The sequence below is a fragment of the Terrihabitans rhizophilus genome (assembly GCF_033898525.1).
Taxonomy (GTDB): domain Bacteria; phylum Pseudomonadota; class Alphaproteobacteria; order Rhizobiales; family Methylopilaceae; genus Flaviflagellibacter; species Flaviflagellibacter rhizophilus.
On the sequence record NZ_JAXAFJ010000002.1, the window covers coordinates 528,868 to 548,672 of the forward strand.

General features: G+C 66.0%; 22 protein-coding genes. 14 read left to right on the forward strand and 8 right to left on the reverse strand.

Annotated features, from left to right (window positions below; all coding sequences use genetic code 11):
- Positions 1 to 39 precede the first annotated feature (39 nt).
- On the reverse strand, positions 40 to 1,242 hold the full coding sequence (locus SCD90_RS06085) for a pyridoxal phosphate-dependent aminotransferase (RefSeq protein WP_319843736.1): 1,203 nt from the start codon (positions 1,240 to 1,242) through the stop codon (positions 40 to 42).
- Between the two features lie 146 nt (positions 1,243 to 1,388).
- Here SCD90_RS06085 and SCD90_RS06090 point away from each other — a divergent pair, with 146 nt between their 5' ends.
- Genes SCD90_RS06090 through radC form a run of 3 tightly spaced genes read left to right on the forward strand, consistent with a single transcriptional unit; the run spans position 1,389 to position 3,609 of the window.
- A complete protein-coding gene (locus SCD90_RS06090) occupies positions 1,389 to 2,024 on the forward strand; it encodes a glutathione S-transferase family protein (RefSeq protein WP_319843737.1) in 636 nt (211 codons plus the stop codon).
- 47 nt (positions 2,025 to 2,071) lie between these two features.
- Complete coding sequence (gene map, locus SCD90_RS06095; protein ID WP_319843738.1) at positions 2,072 to 2,902, forward strand: type I methionyl aminopeptidase; 831 nt, start codon at positions 2,072 to 2,074, stop codon at positions 2,900 to 2,902.
- A complete protein-coding gene (gene radC, locus SCD90_RS06100; protein ID WP_319843739.1) occupies positions 2,899 to 3,609 on the forward strand; it encodes a RadC family protein in 711 nt (236 codons plus the stop codon). Before map ends, radC begins: the two co-directional genes overlap by 4 nt.
- A gap of 7 nt (positions 3,610 to 3,616) precedes the next feature.
- On the opposite strand, the gene cueR is transcribed toward radC, so the two are convergent.
- The 3 genes from cueR to SCD90_RS06115 all read right to left on the reverse strand — a co-directional run bounded on the left by cueR (position 3,617) and on the right by SCD90_RS06115 (position 5,812).
- Complete coding sequence (gene cueR / locus SCD90_RS06105; RefSeq protein WP_319843740.1) at positions 3,617 to 4,075, reverse strand: Cu(I)-responsive transcriptional regulator; 459 nt, start codon at positions 4,073 to 4,075, stop codon at positions 3,617 to 3,619.
- A gap of 208 nt (positions 4,076 to 4,283) precedes the next feature.
- Complete coding sequence (locus tag SCD90_RS06110) at positions 4,284 to 5,168, reverse strand: NAD(P)-dependent oxidoreductase (RefSeq protein ID WP_319843741.1); 885 nt, start codon at positions 5,166 to 5,168, stop codon at positions 4,284 to 4,286.
- 41 nt (positions 5,169 to 5,209) lie between these two features.
- A complete protein-coding gene (locus SCD90_RS06115; RefSeq protein WP_319843742.1) occupies positions 5,210 to 5,812 on the reverse strand; it encodes an exopolysaccharide biosynthesis protein in 603 nt (200 codons plus the stop codon).
- A 270-nt stretch (positions 5,813 to 6,082) separates the two neighbouring features.
- On the opposite strand from SCD90_RS06115, the gene bcsS reads away from it, so the two are divergent.
- From bcsS to SCD90_RS06150, 7 genes are all read left to right on the forward strand, one after another.
- Positions 6,083 to 6,766 carry a cellulose biosynthesis protein BcsS gene (gene bcsS, locus SCD90_RS06120; protein WP_319843743.1) on the forward strand — a complete coding sequence of 228 codons (684 nt, stop codon included), beginning with the start codon at positions 6,083 to 6,085 and terminating at the stop codon, positions 6,764 to 6,766.
- Positions 6,767 to 6,929: 163 nt separating this feature from the next.
- Positions 6,930 to 7,844 carry an ABC transporter permease subunit gene (locus SCD90_RS06125; protein ID WP_319843847.1) on the forward strand — a complete coding sequence of 305 codons (915 nt, stop codon included), beginning with the start codon at positions 6,930 to 6,932 and terminating at the stop codon, positions 7,842 to 7,844.
- Positions 7,845 to 7,848: 4 nt separating this feature from the next.
- Entirely contained in the window at positions 7,849 to 9,267 is a 1,419-nt protein-coding gene (livM, locus tag SCD90_RS06130) for a high-affinity branched-chain amino acid ABC transporter permease LivM (protein ID WP_319843744.1), read from the forward strand.
- Positions 9,267 to 10,172 (forward strand): ABC transporter ATP-binding protein, encoded by a 906-nt coding sequence (locus SCD90_RS06135; RefSeq protein ID WP_319843745.1) that lies wholly within the window; start codon positions 9,267 to 9,269, stop codon positions 10,170 to 10,172. Before livM ends, SCD90_RS06135 begins: the two co-directional genes overlap by 1 nt.
- An 8-nt stretch (positions 10,173 to 10,180) precedes the next feature.
- Entirely contained in the window at positions 10,181 to 10,891 is a 711-nt protein-coding gene (locus tag SCD90_RS06140) for an ABC transporter ATP-binding protein (RefSeq protein WP_319843848.1), read from the forward strand.
- 12 nt (positions 10,892 to 10,903) lie between these two features.
- Positions 10,904 to 11,260, forward strand: coding sequence for a DUF6867 family protein (locus SCD90_RS06145; RefSeq protein WP_319843746.1), 357 nt, complete (start codon positions 10,904 to 10,906; stop codon positions 11,258 to 11,260).
- 95 nt (positions 11,261 to 11,355) lie between these two features.
- Complete coding sequence (locus SCD90_RS06150) at positions 11,356 to 12,471, forward strand: branched-chain amino acid ABC transporter substrate-binding protein (protein ID WP_319843747.1); 1,116 nt, start codon at positions 11,356 to 11,358, stop codon at positions 12,469 to 12,471.
- 66 nt (positions 12,472 to 12,537) lie between these two features.
- Here the strand turns inward: SCD90_RS06150 and SCD90_RS06155 are convergent, their stop codons facing one another.
- Together SCD90_RS06155 and SCD90_RS06160 are read right to left on the reverse strand one after the other, a co-directional pair.
- Positions 12,538 to 12,771 (reverse strand): hypothetical protein, encoded by a 234-nt coding sequence (locus tag SCD90_RS06155; protein WP_319843748.1) that lies wholly within the window; start codon positions 12,769 to 12,771, stop codon positions 12,538 to 12,540.
- Positions 12,772 to 12,828: 57 nt separating this feature from the next.
- Positions 12,829 to 13,560, reverse strand: coding sequence for a cytochrome c biogenesis CcdA family protein (locus tag SCD90_RS06160; RefSeq protein ID WP_319843749.1), 732 nt, complete (start codon positions 13,558 to 13,560; stop codon positions 12,829 to 12,831).
- Positions 13,561 to 13,720: 160 nt separating this feature from the next.
- On the opposite strand from SCD90_RS06160, the gene ettA reads away from it, so the two are divergent.
- From ettA to metF, 4 genes are all read left to right on the forward strand, one after another.
- Positions 13,721 to 15,373, forward strand: coding sequence for an energy-dependent translational throttle protein EttA (gene ettA / locus SCD90_RS06165; protein WP_319843750.1), 1,653 nt, complete (start codon positions 13,721 to 13,723; stop codon positions 15,371 to 15,373).
- A gap of 102 nt (positions 15,374 to 15,475) precedes the next feature.
- Positions 15,476 to 16,096 carry a hypothetical protein gene (locus SCD90_RS06170; protein WP_319843751.1) on the forward strand — a complete coding sequence of 207 codons (621 nt, stop codon included), beginning with the start codon at positions 15,476 to 15,478 and terminating at the stop codon, positions 16,094 to 16,096.
- A gap of 55 nt (positions 16,097 to 16,151) precedes the next feature.
- Entirely contained in the window at positions 16,152 to 17,180 is a 1,029-nt protein-coding gene (locus tag SCD90_RS06175) for an ArsR/SmtB family transcription factor (RefSeq protein WP_319843752.1), read from the forward strand.
- Positions 17,177 to 18,088, forward strand: coding sequence for a methylenetetrahydrofolate reductase [NAD(P)H] (gene metF / locus SCD90_RS06180; protein WP_319843753.1), 912 nt, complete (start codon positions 17,177 to 17,179; stop codon positions 18,086 to 18,088). The genes SCD90_RS06175 and metF overlap by 4 nt, the downstream gene beginning before the upstream one ends.
- Before the next feature lie 224 nt (positions 18,089 to 18,312).
- Here metF and SCD90_RS06185 read toward each other — a convergent pair whose 3' ends face one another.
- On the reverse strand, positions 18,313 to 18,834 hold the full coding sequence (locus tag SCD90_RS06185) for a GNAT family N-acetyltransferase (RefSeq protein WP_319843754.1): 522 nt from the start codon (positions 18,832 to 18,834) through the stop codon (positions 18,313 to 18,315).
- Between the two features lie 4 nt (positions 18,835 to 18,838).
- Positions 18,839 to 19,708, reverse strand: a complete 870-nt coding sequence (murI, locus tag SCD90_RS06190; protein ID WP_319843755.1) for a glutamate racemase — start codon at positions 19,706 to 19,708, stop codon at positions 18,839 to 18,841.
- Positions 19,709 to 19,805 lie beyond the last annotated feature (97 nt).

A 19,805-nucleotide genomic window follows, 5' to 3' on the forward strand; every position in this document is an offset into this window, starting at 1 on the left:
GCGAAGAACGCGGCGCGTTCGAGGATGTTCCTGTTTCGCTCAGCGCAGCGAGGCGCAGAACTTCTGGATGCGCTGGCAGGCCTCTTCCAGCGCCTCGGTCGAGGTGGCGTAGGAGATGCGGAAATTGGGGCCCAGGCCAAAGGCCGAGCCCTGCACCACGGCCACGCCCTCGGTCTCGAGGAGCTCCGTCACGAAGTCCACGTCAGTCTCGATGACCTTGCCCGATGGCGCGGTCTTGCCGATCGTGCCGGCGCAGGACGGGTAGACATAGAACGCGCCTTCCGGCACCGGGCAGTCGATGCCGGGAGCCTGGTTCAGCATGGAGACGACGAGGTCGCGGCGCTCCTCGAAGATCTTGGCGCGCTCGGTGATGAAGTCCTGAGGACCTTCCAGCGCCTCGACCGCCGCCCACTGGGCGATGGAGCATGCGCCGGAGGTCTGCTGGCCCTGGATCATGTCCATCGCCTTGATCAGCTGCAGCGGGCCGGCCGCGTAGCCGATGCGCCAGCCGGTCATGGCATAGGCCTTGGACACGCCGTTCATGGTCAGCGTGCGGTCGTACAGCTCGGGCTCGACCTCGACGGGCGTCGCGAACTTGAAGTCGCCGTAGCAGAGGTGCTCGTACATGTCGTCGGTCAGCACCCACACATGCGGGTGCTTCATCAGCACGTCGGTCAGCGCCTTCAGCTCGTCATGGCTGTAGGCCGCGCCCGAAGGATTGGACGGCGAGTTGAAGATCAGCCACTTGGTCTTGGGCGTGATGGCGGCCTCGAGATCGGCCGGCTGCAGCTTGAAATTGTTTTCCTGCGTCGTGCCCACGGTCACGGGCGTGCCGCCGTTCAGGGCCACCATCTCCGGGTAGCTGACCCAGTACGGAGCCGGGATGATGACCTCGTCGCCGGGGTTCATCGTCGCCACGAAGGCGTTGTAGAGGATCTGCTTGCCGCCGGTGCCGACGATGACCTGCGACGGCAGGTAATCGAGGTTGTTCTCGCGCTTGAACTTCTTGACGATGGCCTCGCGCAGCTGCGGAATGCCGGGCACCGGAGTGTACTTGGTCTCGCCGCGCTCGATGGCCGCGATGGCGGCGGCCTTGATGTTGTCCGGGGTGTCGAAGTCTGGCTCACCCGCGCCGAGCGAGATGACGCTGCGCCCCTGTGCGATGAGGTCGCGCGCCTTCTGCGATACAGCAAGGGTGGCGGACGGCTTAACGCGGCTGAGGCTATCGGCGAGGAAGCCCATGACACTTCTCCGGAAACACTGGGGCTGAAGGGAACGGCGCGGAACCTAGTCGGCTGCCGCCACGCGTGCAACCCGAAAACGAAACAGTTTTGCAACATGCCGAAACGGGTCTTGACGCCTCTCGACAAAACCGCGAATGAACTTGTATGTACCTCCTATACTCCATGCAGCAGTCGGCAAATAGCTACAAGGCGCGGCTTGCCCTGTCGCTGCTGGAGCAGCCCTTCAGCCTCGTGGATGTCGACATCCTCTCCGGCGGCAACCGCACGCCGGCCTATCTGGCGCTGAACCCGGCGGGCCAGGTACCCATGCTCGTCCTGCCGGACGGGAGGACACTGCCGGAGTCGGGAGCCATCCTGCACTACCTCGCCGAAGACACAGCGCTCCTGCCGCAGGAGCGATTCGCCCGCGCCGAAATGCTGCGCTGGATGTTCTTCGAACAGCACTCGCACGATCCCTTCATCGGCCAGGCTCGCTTCTGGCTGGCCCTCCAGAAAGGCGGGCGCGCTTTGAAGCAGAACCTGCTCGAGGAATGGGAGGATCGCGGCTACGAGGCGCTCAGCATCATGAACACCCATCTCGGCACGCACCCGTTCTTCGCGGGCGATGTGCCGACGCTCGCAGACATTGCCCTTTATGCGAACACGCATCTGGCGGCGGAAGGCGGGTTCGATCTTGGGCCGTTCCAGGCCGTGCGCGTCTGGCTTCAGCGCTTCGCGAAGGTGCCGGGCTTCGTTTCCATGGACTGGCGCCCGGCAGCTGCGGAAACGTCCGCAGCCTGAACGCGCCTCTGGTCCGTGCGGGGCGGATCACCTACATTGCGGCGGCCATGACCTATATCGACGCAAGCCACGCCACCAGCCGCAAGCCCGGGCAGATCCGCCTCCATGGACCGGAGGGGTTCGAGGGCATGCGCCGCGCCGGCGCGCTCGTCTCTGAGGTGCTCGACATGCTCGCGCCCATGGTCGTGCCGGGCGTCAGCACCAACACGCTGGACCGCGCCGTCTGCGAATATGTGCTGGATCGCGGCGCCTTGCCCGCCACGCTCATGTATCGCGGCTACACCAAGTCCACCTGCATCTCGATCAACCACGTCGTCTGCCACGGCATCCCCAACGACAAGCCCCTGCGCGAGGGCGACATCCTGAATGTGGACGTCACCGTCGTGGTCGATGGCTGGCACGGTGATTCCAGCCGCATGTACGCCGCCGGCGAGATCGCACGCCGCGCGGAACGGCTGATCGAGGTGACGCACGAGGCCATGATGCGCGGCATCGCCGCCGTGAAGCCCGGCAACACCACGGGCGATATCGGCGCCGCGATCCAGAGCTTCGCCGAGGGCGAGGAGCGCATGGGCGTGGTGCGCGACTTCTGCGGCCACGGGCTGGGCCAGTTGTTCCACGACGAGCCGAACATCCTGCACTATGGCCGCTCCGGCGAAGGCGCGGTGCTGAAGCCCGGCATGATCTTCACCGTCGAGCCCATGATCAATCTCGGGCGCCCGCATGTGAAGGTGCTGGCGGATGGCTGGACTGCTGTCACGCGCGACCGCTCGCTCTCTGCGCAGTTCGAGCATTCCGTGGGCGTGACGGAGGATGGCGTGGAAATCTTCACCCTGTCCCGCGCCGGCCTCGACAATCCGGTCGCCGCCCGCGCATGAGCCGGTCGGCCGACGAACGCGGCGGCCTGAGCGAGGCCCCGCATTATTTCGGCCACCGCGACCGCCTGCGCAGCCGCTTCCGCGACGGCGGCGCCGATGCCCTGCCCGATTATGAGTTGCTTGAGCTGCTTCTGTTCCGCGCCATTCCCCGGCAGGACGTGAAGGGCATCGCCAAGGAGCTGATCCGCCGCTTCGGCTCCTTTGCCGAGGTGGTCGCCGCCCCGCCCGCGCTCCTGATGGAGACGAAGGGCATCAAGGATTCGGCGGTCACCGAGATCAAGCTGGTCGAGGCGGCTGCCCGCCGCTTCGCGAAGGGCGAGATCGGCAAGAAGCCGGTGCTGGGCTCATGGGACAAGGTGCTGGACTATGTTCGCACCGCCATGGCCTTCGAGAACCGGGAGGAGTTCCGCATCCTCTTCCTCGACAACCGCAACGCTCTGATCGCGGACGAGGTGCAGCAACGCGGTACCGTCGATCACACCCCGGTCTATCCCCGCGAGGTGGTCCGGCGAGCCCTCGAACTCTCCGCGACAGCGATCGTGCTGGTGCACAATCACCCGTCGGGCGATCCCGAGCCCAGCCGGGCGGACATCGCGATGACCCACACGATCAACGAGATCGCCAAGCCGCTCGGCATCAAGCTGCACGACCACATCATTGTCGGTCGTTCAGGCCATGCCAGCCTCAAGGGTCTTGGGCTGTTCTAGGCCGAGCTCACGCCGCGGTAGACCGCCGCGGCTCGCCATGCGACTTGCCGTTATGTCCCTTGGCCTTCTCCTCCGGGCGCTCCTCCCCCGCCAGATCGTCGAGGATGGGGCAATCCGGACGCTCATCGCCGCTGCAAAGGCTGGCAAGGCGGGCCAAGGCCGTGCGGATGGAGGAGAGGTCGGCCAGCCGGCGATCGATCTCCGCGACCCGGCTCTCCGCCAAGGCTTTCACCTCGGCGTTGGAACGCTCGCTTTCGTGGTACAGCGCCAACAGTGCGCGGCATTCCTCGACCGAGAAACCCAGGTCCCGCGCCCTCTTCAAGAAGCGCAGCGTGTGCACGTCCGGATCGCCGAAGGCCCGGTATCCGTTGGATGCGCGGATGGGTCGGAGAAGGCCCTGGGCTTCATAAAACCGTATCGCCTTGGGCGTGAGCCCGGCGCGGCGTGCCGCTTCAGCGATGTTCATCGCGCGCTTCCTCTCCCACCGTCGCTGGAACAGGCAGCCCTTGGGCGTGCCCGCGATTATCGTCGGGACGGACGTCGTCCATCTCGTGGTCCATGCAACCGTTTGGTCGGTTACGGAGCAGGTGGCCGTTCATCCGTCCTTCATATTCATCTGGACAGAGAACACAGCGGCCAGACGATGGTTCCAACGCGCGGGAGGGACTGGCGCCTCAGAGCGGGTTTGCGGCCTCCAGTTGCAGGAACAGGGCCGCGTGATCCAGGTCCCCGGCATCCTGCCTGTCGCGCAACTCTATGTAGCGGCGCAACACGTTGCGGCTGAGCGGGAGATCGAGGCCGATCTCGTCCGCCGTTCGAACAATCGTCTCCAAGTCCTTGATCTGGGTCACTACTTTTCCGCCCGGCACGAAGTCGCGCTCGATCATGCGCCGCCCGTGAACCTCAAGGATGCGGCTTTCCGCGAACCCTCCACGGATCGCTTCCCGCACCGCTGCGGGGTCTGCGCCGCCGCGCTCAACCAGGAGGAGAGCTTCTGCCACTGCCCCGATTGTGATCCCGACAATGGCCTGGTTCGCCAGCTTGGCGAGTTGGCCCGAGCCTGAAGGGCCGACCCGGACTGCCCGCCCCATCGGTGCGAAGACCGGCACCGCGCGCGCGAACACATCCGCCTCGCCCCCGGCCATGATGGCGAGCGTGCCGGCTTCAGCACCAAGCGTGCCGCCGGAAACCGGAGCGTCCAGATAGTCAACGCCCCTCGCCGCGAGCCGCGCCGCATGGTCACGCGCGGTTGACGGAGGAATGGAGCTCATATCGATCAGGGTCGCGCCGGCTGGCATGGCCTCGGCGACCCCGCCGGCAAACAGCACCTCGGTCACCACGGAGCCGCTGTCGAGCATGGTGATGACGACATCCGCACCGCGAACGGCATCCGCAGCCGTTTCGGCCACCGTAGCGCCATGCACGGCCAAGGCCTCGGCTTTTGCCCGGCTACGATTCCAGGCGGTGAGCGGAAAGCCGGCGGCGAGAAGTCGCCGGGCCATGGGTGCGCCCATCAGGCCTGTGCCGAGAAGAGCGATGCGGGGTGTGGTGCTGGACATGCCGATTGGCTAATGCCCTCCCGCCCGGCCTGCAAGCGCCGTCAGAAGAACCAGGTCACTCCGGCATAGATCATGTAGCTTGCGAATGCCGTGATCAGCAGGGCGATCACGGATGCCCCATAGCCCAGCATAACGATGAGGCCGTCGCGCTCCACGAGGCCGAGGCCGAACACGCAGCACGCCATTCCGGGCGGAATGTTGCCGAGCAGCGGAAACGGCATCAGCAGCACAAGGCCCAGGACGAAGATCATGACGCCGACGCCGCGTCTCGCGAACGGCGTGGTGAACTGCTCCATGCGCGGCTTGCTGAACCGCTCGAACCGGCGGATCCACGGCACCGAGCGCTCGGCGATCCGGGTCAGCGTATCTCGGCCGATGGAACGACGCTCGAGCCGCTCCGGCAGCCACAGGCTCTCGCGGCCGAGCGCAAGCTGCATGCCGAACAGCATCAGGATGCCGCCGCTGATGGCGGGGATGCCGGGAGGCATGGGAAAGATGTTCGGAATGGCGAACAGGAGGATGCTCATCCCGAACGCCCGGTTGCTCAGCGCGGCGATCAGCTCGCCGAGCGTCAGCTTCTCTCCGGGAAAACTGTTGGGCAGTTCGCTGATGAGTTCGGAGGTTCGCGGGGCGCGCTGTTCCAAGGTCTTCCTCGTCTGTGCGCGCCTCTATAGCAGGCATGCCGCCGTACGCCATCTTTCCTGCACGCGCTTCATGGCGCCGCTCGGATGGGCCCAGAGCACTGCCTGTCACCTGTGGTTGCTTTCGCGCGGCCAGACCGCAACCTCAAGATGAAAGCGCGGGCGGTGAAGAGATGACGCTGGTTGTTCCGCCGGTTGTTAAGTAAACATGCCACTCCTCCTTGACGAAGGACAGGCACCGGCGTGCGGCTGGCCCTCTGTGCTCTTTTCCTGATGGCCAGCTTTGGCGCGGCTGCCGCCGACGCGGAGCAGCAGACCCGCGCGCGCAATCTCCTCTTCTTCAGCGGCGCCGATTTCTCGACGCGCTCGGAATTCACCTGGGGCGGCATCGACACCCCGCTTTTCGGCCCGCGTGATCGTTCCGGTCCCATCCTCCGCATCGTCGGCGGCACCGGCCGCTACAACTATGTCGCGGACGGCGTCGAGGACGGCCAGGTCAATGGCATGGTTACGGCCGGCGAGTTCCTCGCCGGTTGGCGCGTATTGAGGCAGAAGGTCTACGGCGCGGTTCTTCTTGGCGTCGAGGCCGAGGAGCACCTCATCGATCGCATCGATCCGGACAACCACGTCCAGGGGCTCGGCGTCGGGGTGCGCATCGCCGGCGAGGTCTCGTGGAAGCCCACCGAGCGCTGGCGGCTCGACCTTTCCGGCGCCTATGGCTCGGCCTTCGACCTTTACCGGGCGCGCGCCGCCGTGGGCTACAACGCCTTCTCCACCGTACTTGCAGGCGCCGAGGCCGAGGCCACGCAGAACACGGGCTCCGAGCAGGCCCGGCTCGGGCTCTTCGTGGAGGGCGTGCGTCTTGGCCGCCTGTTCCTAAAGGCCTCCGCTGGCGGCGTGTATGACACGGACGGCTTCGGCGGCTATGGCCGCGTCGGCGCGGACATCTACTGGTAGGCCGGTGCCGCTTCCGCGTGCATCGGGTGCCCACCTAAACCTCTTGCAATGACTCACCGCCTTGCGGAAGGTTGCCGTGGTCCTGTACACGGCCCGCGCACGCGGCGCCGGGGATCCCAATGACGGCGGCGATCAGTGCCCGCCAACGGAGAACAGGTCCCGGATGGAGTATTTTCTCCAGCAATTGATCAATGGCATTTCGCTCGGTTCGATCTACGGCCTCATCGCCATCGGCTACACGATGGTCTACGGCATCATCGGCATGATCAATTTCGCCCATGGCGACATCTTCATGATCTCGACCATGGTCTCGCTCGTCATCCTGGTGGCGCTCGCCACCTTCGGCATCGCCAGCATTCCGGTCATCATCCTCACCATCCTCGTAGTCTCGGTGCTGCTGACGGCGCTCTACGGCTGGACGGTGGAGCGCATGGCGTACCGCCCCTTGCGCGGATCGTTCCGGCTGGCGCCGCTGATTTCCGCCATCGGCATGTCCATCGTGCTGCAGAACTACGCGCAGAACGCACAGGGTGCCGACAAGAAGGCCTTCACCGCGCTCATTCCCGGCGGCATCGAGTTCTTCAAGGACGCCGAGTTCTCCGTCTGGCTGCAATATTCCCAGATCGCCGTGATGGTGATGACCGTCGTGGTGCTCCTGATCTTCACCTACGTCGTGACCAGGACGCCGTTCGGCCGCGCCCAGCGCGCCTGCGAGCAGGACATCAAGATGGCCTCTCTGCTCGGCATCAATGTCGATCGCACCATTTCGCTGACCTTCGTCCTGGGTGCGGCGCTCGCCGCCGTCGCCGGGCTGATGCACCTGCTCTATTACGGCGTAACGGACTTCTATGCGGGCTTCGTCGTCGGCATCAAAGCCTTCACGGCGGCGGTGCTGGGCGGCATCGGCTCCCTTCCCGGCGCGGTTCTCGGCGGCATCACCATCGGCCTGATCGAGACCTTCTTCGCCGGCTATGTGTCCGTGGACTACAAGGACGTGGCCGCTTTCTCGATCCTGTCCATCGTCCTGATCTTCATGCCCACCGGTCTCCTCGGCCGTCCCGAAGTCGAGAAGGTGTGATCCCATGTCCGTCGAGACAGTCCAGACCGCGCCCGAGGAAGCCCCGGTCGCGCCCTCCCCTGTAAAGCAGCCCCACCCGGCCTTCGCGCTCATCAAGGACGCCGCGATCTGGGGCGCCATCACGGTGCTGCTGACCGGGCCCATTATCGGCCTCAAGACGGTGGCGGTCGGCGGCCGCTATGTGTTCGAGCCCCATTGGGGTGTGGTGTTCTCGCTCGCCGCCATCGTCTTCTTCGGCCGCATCTTCCTGAACCTCACCATCTGGCGCAATCCGACCAACGCCAGCACCCGCGCGGCCAAGGGCACCGCCCTCGACACCCCCGCCGCGCGCGCTGGACGCAAGGCGCTGGTGCCGCTGATGATCCTTGTCGCCATCGGCTTCCCGTTCCTGTCCATCTGGCTTTCCGGCGGCCTGCAAACCGGGCGGTACTGGATCGACCTCGGCATCCTGGTGATGACCTATGTCCTGCTCGGCTGGGGGCTCAACATCGTGGTCGGCCTCGCCGGCCTGCTCGATCTCGGCTACGTCGCGTTCTACGCGGTGGGCGCCTATTCCTTCGCGATCCTGTCGATGAATTTCGGCATGTCGTTCTGGGTGTGCCTGCCCCTTGCAGGGTTGTTCGCGGCCATGTTCGGCATCATGCTGGGCTTCCCCGTGCTCAGGCTCAGGGGCGACTACCTGGCCATCGTGACGCTCGCCTTCGGCGAGATCATCCGCCTCGTCCTCATCAACTGGCGTGAATTCTCGGGCGGCGCGTCGGGCATCAACCAGATCCCCCGCCCCAGCTTCTTCGGGCTGGAATTCACCGCCACGGGCGAGAACAGCTTCGCTGCCTTCTTCGGCATCCCGTTCTCGCCGGTGCATCGCCTCATCTTCTTCTACTACGTCATCCTGGCGCTCGCCTTTGTCACCCTGCTGGTCACGATCCGCCTGCGCCGCCTCCCCATAGGGCGCGCCTGGGAAGCCTTGCGCGAGGACGAGATCGCCTGCCGCTCGCTCGGGATCTCGGTGGTCAACACCAAGCTCACGGCGTTCGCGCTGGGCGCCATGTTCGGCGGCTTCGCCGGAACCGTGTTCGCGGCGCGGCAGGGCTATATCAGCCCCAACGACTTCTCGTTCCTGCAGTCCGCGCTCATCGTCGCCATCGTGGTGCTGGGAGGCCTCGGCTCGAACATCGGCGTGGTCTTCTCGGCGCTGGTGATGATCGGCGGCATCGAGATGCTGCGAAATCTCGGCTTCGTCCGTGAGATCTTCGGGCCCGGCTTCGATCCCACGCAGTACCGCATGCTCATCTTCGGCCTCGTCATGGTGGTCATCATGGTGTGGAAGCCGCGCGGGCTCATATCCTCGCGCTCGCCCACGGTGTTCCTGAAGGAGAAGAAGATCGTCGGTGCGGACATGGTCAGCGAGGGTCACGGCTGATGAGCGGCACCGGCATCATCCTGCGCGTGGAACATCTCACCATGCGCTTCGGCGGCCTCGTGGCCATCGACAACCTGTCCTTCGACGCGCGTCGCGGCGAGATCACGGCGCTGATCGGGCCTAACGGCGCCGGCAAGACCACGGTCTTCAACTGCATCACCGGCTTCTACAAGCCGACCGAGGGACGCATCGCGCTGGTGCGCGGCAGCGATGCCGTGCTGGCTCGCGCCGACGAGATCACCGCCTCGGGCGCGCAGAGCATCGAGACGGCGGACGGGGAGCTCTATCTTCTGGAGCGCCTGCAGAACCACAAAGTTTCCCAGAAGGCGCATGTCGCCCGCACCTTCCAGAACATCCGCCTGTTCGGCGGCATGACGCTTCTGGAGAACCTGCTCGTCGCCCAGCACAACACGCTGATGAAGGCGTCCGGCTACAGCTTCCTCGGGCTGTTCGGCCTCGGCGGCTACGGACAGGCCGAAAAAGCGGCCATCGACCGCGCGCGCTACTGGCTCGAGCGCACGAACCTCATCGATCGCGCGGACGACCCCGCCGCCAGCCTGCCATATGGCGACCAGCGCCGGCTCGAGATCGCGCGCGCCATGTGCTCCGAGCCCGTGTTGCTCTGCCTCGACGAGCCGGCCGCCGGCCTCAACGCCCGCGAAAGCGCGGAGCTCAACACCCTGCTCCGCTTCATCCGCGACGAACACCGCACCTCACTGCTCCTCATCGAGCACGATATGAGCGTCGTCATGCAGATCTCCGACCATGTGGTCGTGCTGGACTACGGCAAGAAGATCGCCGACGGCGCGCCGGCCGATGTGCGGCAGGACCCCAAGGTCATCGCCGCCTATCTGGGCGTCGAGGAGGATGAGACGGAAGCCGTGGCGCAGGAGATCCAGTCGTGAGCGCCCCCATGCTCGCCGTGCGCGGCGTCCACACCTATTACGGCAATATCCGTGCGCTTGGCGGTGTGGACCTCGACGTCCATCCCGGAGAGATCGTGGCCCTGATCGGGGCGAACGGCGCCGGCAAGTCCACCCTCATGATGACGATCTGCGGCAGCCCACGCGCACGCCAGGGCCAGATCATCTTCGACGGCCGCGACATCACCGGCATGACGACCCACGAGATCGCGCGCCTTCGCATCGCACAGTCGCCGGAAGGCCGCCGCATCTTCGCGCGCATGAGCGTTCTGGAAAATCTCCAGATGGGCTCCGTCGTCGCGGGCGTGCAGCATTTCGACGAGGATCTGGAGCGCGTCTTCAAGCTGTTCCCGCGCCTGAAGGAGCGGCTCAACCAGCGCGGCGGCACGCTCTCAGGCGGCGAGCAGCAGATGCTGGCCATCGCCCGCGCGCTTATGGCCCGCCCGCGCCTTCTCCTGCTGGACGAGCCCTCGCTGGGGCTGGCCCCTCTCATCGTGAAGCAGATCTTCGACGCTATCCGCGAGCTGAACCGCAGCGAAGGCCTCACCGTCTTCATCGTGGAGCAGAACGCCTATCACGCGCTCAAGCTCGCCCATCGCGGCTATGTCATGGTCAATGGCCAGATCACGCTGAGCGGGCCGAGCAAGGAGCTCATCTCGCGCGAGGAGGTCCGCGCGGCCTATCTCGAAGGCGCGCACTAGGGAGCGGAGAACATGCAGGGCTTGCTCTGGGAAGTCGGCATTGCCGATTTCATCATCGTCACGCTCGTCCTCGGCGGCGGTGCGGCGTTCATGACAGGCCGCGCCGTGGCCCGCGGCTGGGAGCCGTTGACGCGCGCGGTCGTCTGGATGGTGCCCCTCACGGCCGCCGTCCGCTTCATCCACTTCGCGCTGTTCCACGGAACGCTGCTCTCGCCGCAGTTCTATGTGGTCGATCTCATCTTCCTCACGGCCTTCGCGGTGCTTGGTTTCCGGCTCACCCGGCGGCGCCAGATGATGCGTGGCTACGGCTGGGCCATGGAGGCGGCAGGCCCGTTCTCGTGGCGGCTGAAAAGCGGGCAGAAGGCCTGATTCACGGGCTTTCCATGCGCGCGGCGCCGTGCACAATGCAATGTCCGGTTTAGAAGCCCGGCCCTGAACAAGAGGCCTTCATGAAGGAGATGGCGATGACCAACAAGCGTATCGCGGGGCTGCTGCTCGGCAGCGCGCTGGCCCTGATGCCCGTATTCGCTCAGGCGCAGGAGGCGATCAAGATCGCCCTTCAGGGTCCGATCACAGGTGCGGAAGCAACCTTCGGCGCGCAGATGAAGGCCGGCGCGGAAGCAGCCGTGCGTGACATCAACGCCGCGGGTGGCGTGCTGGGCAAGCAGATCCAGTTGTCCCTCGAGGACGACAAGTGCGACGGCACGGAAGCCACCTCGGTCGCAAACCGCATCGCCGGTTCGGGCGTCGTGTTCGTGGCTGGGTCGTTCTGCTCGGGCGCCTCGATCCCCGCATCCAGCGTCTATGCCGAATCGGGCATCGTGCAGATCTCGCCGGCCTCGACGAACCCGAAGTTCACCGACCAGCGCCCCGGCCCCGGCATCTACCGCGTCTGCGGTCGTGACGACCAGCAGGGACCGACCGCCGCCAAGTACCTCGAAGAGAACTTCAAGGGCAAGAAAGTCGCCTTCCTGAACGACAAGTCGCCCTATGGCGAGGGCCTCGCGATGGAAGCCGAGAAGGCCTACAAGGCCGCCGGCGGCAAGCCGGTCATGTCCGACGCCTTCAACAAGGGCGACACGGACTTCAGCGCCCTCGTTTCCAAGCTGAAGCAGGCCCGCGCCGACGTCATCTACACCGGCACCTACCACACCGAAGCCGGCAACCTGCTCAAGCAGCTTCGCCAGCAGGGCGTGCAGGCCACGCTGATGGCCGGCGACGCGCTGGTGTCCGACCAGTTCTGGACGGTCGCGGGCGATGCCGGCGAAGGTACGCTGATGACCTTCTCGCCCGACCCGGCGAAGGATCCGAAGAACGCCGACATCGTGAAGAAGTTCACGGATGCGGGCGTGAAGCCGGAAGGCTACGTGCTCTACACCTACGCCGCCATCCAGGCCTGGAAGGACGCGGTAGAGACCGCCAAGACGACGGACGCTCCGGCTGTCATCAAGGCCCTGGATGCCGGCACGTTCCAGACCGTGATCGGCAATATCGACTTCGACGACAAGGGCGACGTCACCCTGCCGGGCTACGTCATGTACAAGTGGTCCAAGGGCTCCTACGACTACGCGTCCAAGTGATCGCGTAGCCGCAAGGCTGCAAAAACGGCCCGCTCCTCACGGAGCGGGCTTTTTCATGGGCTGCCCTCAGGCATCGCCTTCGGATGTAAGGTCCGCGTCGCCCACTTCAGGTGACGCAAGGCTCAGTTCGGCGGCGCTGTTGGAGCGTACCGCCTCGGCAACATTCTCCACGCTTTGATCGCATTCCGGATGGCGCGCGACGATGTCTTCGGCCCGGGCCAGAGTCTCGCTTGGCTCCACTACGGGATTGGCAGCGCTGGTGTCCGCGATGTCGATCGCCAGTTCCAGGTTGTTCGGCATGAGCGTTCCTCCGTGCTGTGAACCCAACACATACCCGTGAAGAGGGTTCCGGAACGATCAGCCAAGATTTCCCAATGCGGGGAAAGTTTCGAGCAGCCAGAACGAAAGCCGCGTCGTCCATCCGGCAAGAAAAGCGATGCCAACAAGCACCAGAAGCACCCCGACAACTTGCTCCACGCGATGGATGTGGCGACGAAATCTGGCAAGAAATCGGGTGAACGGCCCCGTTGCGAGCGCGGCCATGATGAAGGGCAGGCCCAGCCCGGCAGCATAGACCGCCAGCAGCCCTGCCCCCCGCGTCACCGTTGCTTCAGCCGCCGCCACCGTCAGCACCGCGGCAAGCACGGGTCCGATGCAGGGCGTCCAGCCAAAGCCGAAGGCCAGCCCCATCACATACCCGCCCCATGGCCCCACCGGCCGTTGAGGGTTGAACCGCGCCTCGCGGTAGAGGAAACCGAGCCTGAACAGGCCCATGAAGTGCAATCCCATCACGATGATGGCGACCCCTGCCGCAACGGTCAGCCAGTCGAGATGCTGGCGGATCACGCCGCCCAGCACGGACGCCGTTGCGCCAAGCGCCACGAAGACCGTCCCGAACCCCAGCACAAACAGCACGGCCGTGAACAGCGCACGCCGGAGCACGGCGCTTTCACGCTCGCGCGCCGACATCTCGTCCAGCGTCACGCCCGCCAGATAGCTGAGATAGGCCGGCACCAGCGGCAGCACGCAGGGCGTGAGGAAGCTCAGCATGCCGGCGAGGAAGACGGCGGGAAGCGTGACATCGGCCATGCGCGCCTTCTAGGCCGCCCCGCCCGTCTTGGCCATTGCGCAGGTTGTCCACGTGGATCAACCCGTCGTGACGCGCAGCCCCGCTTGCCCGCGCCGGGTGCCCCCTCTAGAAGAGCGGCAAGCATCCCGTCCGGCACATCTTTTCACGAGGCGCATCCTCATGGCCCGTCAATTCATCTACCACATGAACGGTCTCACCAAGACCTATCCCGGTGGCAAGAAGGTGCTCGATAACGTGCACCTCCAGTTCTACCCCGACGCCAAGATCGGCGTGCTCGGCGTTAACGGCGCAGGCAAGTCCACGTTGCTGCGCATCATGGCCGGCACCGACAAGGAATGGAGCGGCGAGGCCTGGGTCGCTCCCGGCGCACGCGTCGGCTACCTCTCGCAGGAGCCCCATCTCGACCCTGCCAAGACCGTCCGCGAGAACGTGCTGGAAGGCGTCGCCGCCAAGCAGGCGATCCTGGATCGCTACAACGAGCTGGCGATGAACTATTCGGACGAAACCGCCGACGAGATGACGCGGCTTCAGGACGAGATCGAGGCGCAGGGCCTGTGGGACCTCGACAGCCAGGTCGACCAGGCCATGGAAGCGCTGCGCTGCCCGCCGGACGATGCCGATGTCACGGCGCTGTCAGGCGGCGAGCGCCGCCGCGTCGCGCTGTGCAAGCTGCTGCTGGAGAAGCCGGAACTGCTGCTCCTCGACGAGCCGACGAACCATCTCGATGCCGAGACCACGGGCTGGCTGGAAAACCACCTGCGCAATTATCCGGGCGCGATCCTGATCGTGACCCATGACCGGTACTTCCTGGACAATGTGACGGGCTGGATACTGGAGCTCGACCGCGGCCGGGGCATTCCCTACGAGGGCAATTACTCGTCGTGGCTGCAGCAGAAGCAGAAGCGCATGATGCAGGAAGCCAGCGAGGACACCGCTCGCCAGCGCGCGCTGCAGGCCGAGTCGGAGTGGATTTCCGCTTCGCCGAAGGCGCGGCAGGCCAAAAGCAAGGCCCGCATCCAGCGTTATGAGGATCTGGTCAAGAAGGCCGCCGACAAGGCGCCGGGCACCGCCCAGATCATCATCCCGGTGGCCGAGCGGCTCGGGAACAACGTCGTCGACTTCACCAACCTCAACAAGTCGTTCGGCGAGCGCATGCTGATCGACGACCTGTCATTCAAGCTGCCGCCCGGCGGCATTGTCGGCGTCATCGGCCCGAACGGCGCCGGCAAGACCACATTGTTCCGCATGATCACGGGGCAGGAAAAGCCGGACGCCGGCACCATCGAGGTCGGCGAGAGCGTCCAGCTCGGCTACGTCGACCAGTCGCGCGACGCGCTCGACCCCAACAAGAATGTCTGGGAAGAGGTCTCCGGCGGCAACGACATCATCTACCTTGGCAAGAAGGAGGTGAATTCGCGCGCCTACACCTCCGCCTTCAACTTCAAGGGCTCCGACCAGCAGAAGAAGGTAGGGCAGCTGTCGGGCGGTGAGCGCAACCGCGTCCATCTGGCCAAGATGCTGAAGTCCGGCGCCAACCTCCTCCTGCTCGACGAGCCGACCAACGATCTCGACATCGAGACGCTGCGCGCGCTGGAAGAGGCGCTCGAGGACTTCGCGGGCTGCGCCGTGGTCATCAGCCATGACCGCATGTTCCTCGATCGCATCGCGACTCACATGCTCGCCTTCGAGGGCGACAGCCATGTGGAATGGTTCGAAGGCAACTTCCAGGACTACGAGGAAGACAAAAAACGCCGCCTCGGCCCGGATGCCGTCGAGCCCAAGCGCTTGAAGTACAAGAAGTTCTCGCGCTGAGACATATTTGAGCGGCAGGCGGGCGGAAAAGCCCGCCTGTTCGTCTTGGAAGCCTCGCCACATCGCGTTAGCCTTGCGCTTGCGTGCGGAGATCAGGCTTCAATGGCGGGTTCGGAAAAAGGGTTCTTCAGCAGGTTCTTCGAGCGCATCCTGTCATGGGGCGACGACGACCGGGTCAATGGCGTCATGCGCAAGACCCACAAATCGCTGGAGCAGTTGACCGAGCGCGTCGAGGCTGCGACTCCGGACGTGCAGGAGCCCGTTGCCGTGGAGCCGGATCAGGTCTCCGCTGCAGAGGTCGCGGCCGAGGACACCGATGCTCCGGTGAAGACGCGCTCCCTCCCGCCGCCTCCCCGCAAGCCAGCGGCCGCCACCCGAAGTGCTGCACGCGGACGCGCCGGCAGCGCACCGGCCAAGGCGTCCGGCCGCGCCTCCACCACCCGCAGCCCCGCTGCGCGCAAGCCCCGTGGAGCGGCATCCGAGCCGACCGTCGAGGACGCTGCTGCGCCCAAGCCGGAGCCCGCGAAGGCCCCTCGCAAAAAGCCGGCCCTGAAGGCGGTCCCTGCGACGGAAGACACCACGACAACGGCCGAGCCGAAGAAGCCCAGGGCACGCAAGCCGGCTGCGGATAAGTCGAAGCCCGCCGAGGCTGCGGTCACCACGGGCACGGCGCCAGAGGCACCTGCGCCAGACAGCGCCTCCGGCGAGATCGACAAGACCTGATCCCGGATCATCGGGCGGCTTGCGCGGCGATGCGGATGCGCATAAGCATATCTTTATGTCCGACGCGCATCCTTATGGCGATCCCACGGCTCCGCTCAGCGCGGTGCTCGCAGGCCTGCGCGCGGCCGGCGAGCCGACGCGCCTTCGCTTGCTGGCGCTCCTCGCCACCGGCGAACTGAACGTCACCGACCTCACGGAAATCCTTGGCCAGTCCCAGCCGCGCATCTCACGGCACCTGAAGCTTTTGGTGGATGCCGGCCTCGTGGAGCGCCAGCGCGAAGGCAGTTGGGCGTTCTTCCGCCTCGCGAGCGAGGGTCCCGGGGCGGGCCTCGCGCGCGACATCGTTGCCCGCATCGCCGAGCGTGAGCCGGTGCTTGCGGCAGACAGGGAGCGCGTGGCCGAGGTGCGGGCGCAGCGCGATGCCCGAGCCTCAGAATACTTCAAGACGCACGCCGAGACCTGGGACCAGATCCGCACCCTGCATGTCGAGGAAGCCGCCGTCGAGGCCGCGATCCGCGAAGCCGCCGGCCCGGGCCCCTTCCGTGCACTGCTGGACATCGGCACGGGCACCGGCCGGATGATCGAGGTCCTGGGCCCGTCGGCCGACCGCATGGTCGGTGTCGACATGTCGCCGGACATGCTGTCGGTGGCACGCTCCCGGCTCGCCGCCTGCGGCCTGAACCGTGCCCAGCTCCGCCAGGGCGACATCTACGCATTGCCCGTCAGTCCCGGCGGGTTCGATCTCGTGGTCATCCATCAGGTGCTGCACTTCCTGGACGATCCCGCCCGCGCCATCCGTCAGGCCGCCCGCGCGCTTGCCCCCTCCGGCCGGCTGCTCGTCGTGGATTTCGCACCGCACGAGCTCGAATTTCTGCGCGAGACCCGCGCCCACCGCCGCCTCGGCTTCGCGACCGACACCGTGGAGGCATGGATGCGGCAGGCCGGCCTCCATCCCGAGGCGCAGCGCGACCTCACGCCGCCGGATGGTGCCGGCGACAAGCTCACCGTTTCACTTTGGCTGGCACGCGATCCCCGCGTGATCACCGACCTCCCGCAATCCGATCCAAACCGGTCCGTGGCATGACGCTCTCTTCCTCCGCCGAACGCCCCAGCCGCTGCGCAGATGCCGGCAAGCTCGAGGTCTCCTTCGAGTTCTTCCCGCCGAAATCTCCGGAATCGGAGGTGGCGCTGTGGACCTCGATCAGCCGGCTCCTGCCGCTTTGTCCAAGCTTCGTCTCGGTCACATACGGCGCGGGCGGTACCACGCGCGAGCGCACCCACCAGACGGTGGCCCGCCTCGTCCGCGAAACGGACGTGCCGCCGGCCGCTCACCTCACCTGCGTCTCCGCCACGCGCGAGGAGATCGATGACGTCGCCCGGGCTTACTGGGCAGAGGGCGTCCGCCACATCGTGGCCCTGCGCGGCGATCCGCCGGCCGGCATCGGCACACATTACGAGCCCCATCCCGGCGGATATGCCTATGCTGCGGATCTCGTGGCCGGGCTCAAAAAGGTCGCGGACTTCGAAATTTCCGTCGCGGCCTATCCCGAGGGTCATCCCGAGAACGGCAGCGTCGATACCGACATCGAGGTGCTGAAGCGCAAGGTGGACGCCGGCGCCACGCGCGCCATCACCCAGTTCTTCTTCGACAACGACATCTACGAGCGCTACGTGGAACGCGTGCGCCGCGCCGGCATAAACGTGCCCGTGGTGCCCGGCATCGCCCCGGTGCATTCCTTCAAGGCCATCGCCGGGTTTGCGGAAAAGGCCGGTGCGAGCGTACCCTCTTGGTTAGCCCAGCGCTTCGAAGGCTTGGAAAATGACGCAGCCACCCGCCAGCTGGTTGCCGCCGCCGTGGCCGCCGAGCAGGTGCTGGACCTTGTCGACCGTGGTGTCACGGACTTCCACTTCTACACGATGAACCGGGCCGATCTCGTCTACGCCGCCTGCCACATGCTCGGCCTCCGTCCGAAAACAGACGAGGCGGCCTAGATCTGCGTCCCGGAAGCGAAGCTGTCCGGGACCTATACGCCGTGAGATCACCGGTCAGACGGAGCTTCAGCGTCGAGCAAACGGCGTATGGGTTCCGGACAGCGCAAGCGATTCCGGAACGCAATCCTTGCGACACCTCATCCTGAGCCTGTCGAAGGATGCTCGCAGGCACCCAACCCAACATCCTTCGACAAGCTCAGGATGAGGCCGAGATAGGATCCAGCCTAATCCGCCCCCAGCCGGTACAGCACATGCGGCTGGTCGTTGCGCACGATCGCCCGGTCGAAACTAAAGCCGCAGCGCACCAGCACCGCCTCCGACGGCGCATTGGCCGTCTGCGTCACGGCCACGATCTCGGACAGGCCCAGATTTTCGAAGCCGAGCCGCGTCGCCAGCTTCCCGATCTCGGTGGCCGCGCCCCGGCCGCGATGCGGCGCCGTCAGCGCATAGGTCAGTTCCACCACGTCCCGGCCATCCAGTTCCGAGCGGCGGATGCCGCCCCAGCCGGCGAAACGGCCGGTGTCGAGATCACGGAAGAACCACATGCCATAATGGTGCTCGCGCCAGTGCGCCCGCTCGCGCCGGATGAAAGCCTTGGCGGCCACGGGATCGCGAACGCCGCCCAGCTTGGCCATCATGTCCGCATCGCCCAGCGCGGTCTCGACGCCGGACAGATGGCCTTCATGAGGCACGTCGCCGAACAGGCCGGAGATTTCCACGACGGTCGGGAACAGCATGCTCAGCATCGGGTCAGGCCGCCTGGCCTTGTGGCGCCACCTGAAGAGCGCCGAAGCCGCGCGCTGTCATCGCCGCCCGCAGCGCCGGCGAGACGGGAGCGGCACCGGTGAACATGGCACGCGCCGGCACAGCGGCGTCCACGAGCACGGCCGCGCCACCCGCAAGCTGCGCAACGCGTCGTGCGATGGCTGGAGCCGGATCGATAAACGTCACCGGCCAGGGTGCCAGCGCCTTCAGGCGGTCGAGCAGGAGCGGATAATGCGTGCAGGCCAGCACCACGGCATCGGTGCGCCGCCCGTTGTCTTCCACGAAGCAGGGCACGATCTCGGCCGAGATGGCGTGATCGGGCACGCTTTCGCCGCGCAGCTCAGCCTCGGCAAGGCGGGCCAGGCCCACGCTGCCGACCAGCGTCACCGAGCAATCGCGCGCATGCGTGTCGATCAGTTCGCGCGTGTAGTCACGCGCCACGGTGCCGGGTGTCGCCAATACGCTGAAGAGGCGGCTCTGGGAAAGCGCCGCCGCCGGCTTGATGGCCGGCACGGTTCCGACGAATGGGATGCTGAACCGCGCCCGCAGGACCGGCAAGGCAAGCGTGGATGCGGTGTTGCAGGCGATGACGACGAGGTCCGGTTGCTCGCGCAGGATCATGTCGCCGACCACGGCGGCGACACGCTCGACCAGCACGTCCTCCGGCAATTGCCCGTAGGGGAACACAGCCGTGTCGGCCAGGTAGGAGATCTCCGCGCCGGGCAGCATGCGCGCGATCTCGGCGTGCACGGTCAGCCCGCCCAAGCCGGAGTCGAACACCGCGATGCGCGGCCTGCGGCCATGAAGCCGGCTCGGCGCGCCGCTCGCTACCCCCGCCAGTAGATCGACCCTCAAAGCCCGGCTCCGGTCATCAGCTGTTCTTCTTAGTATGGCTGAAGGCATAGTTAAATCCGTTAACGACGGAAACCTTTCCGGGATCACGTGGTTCTAC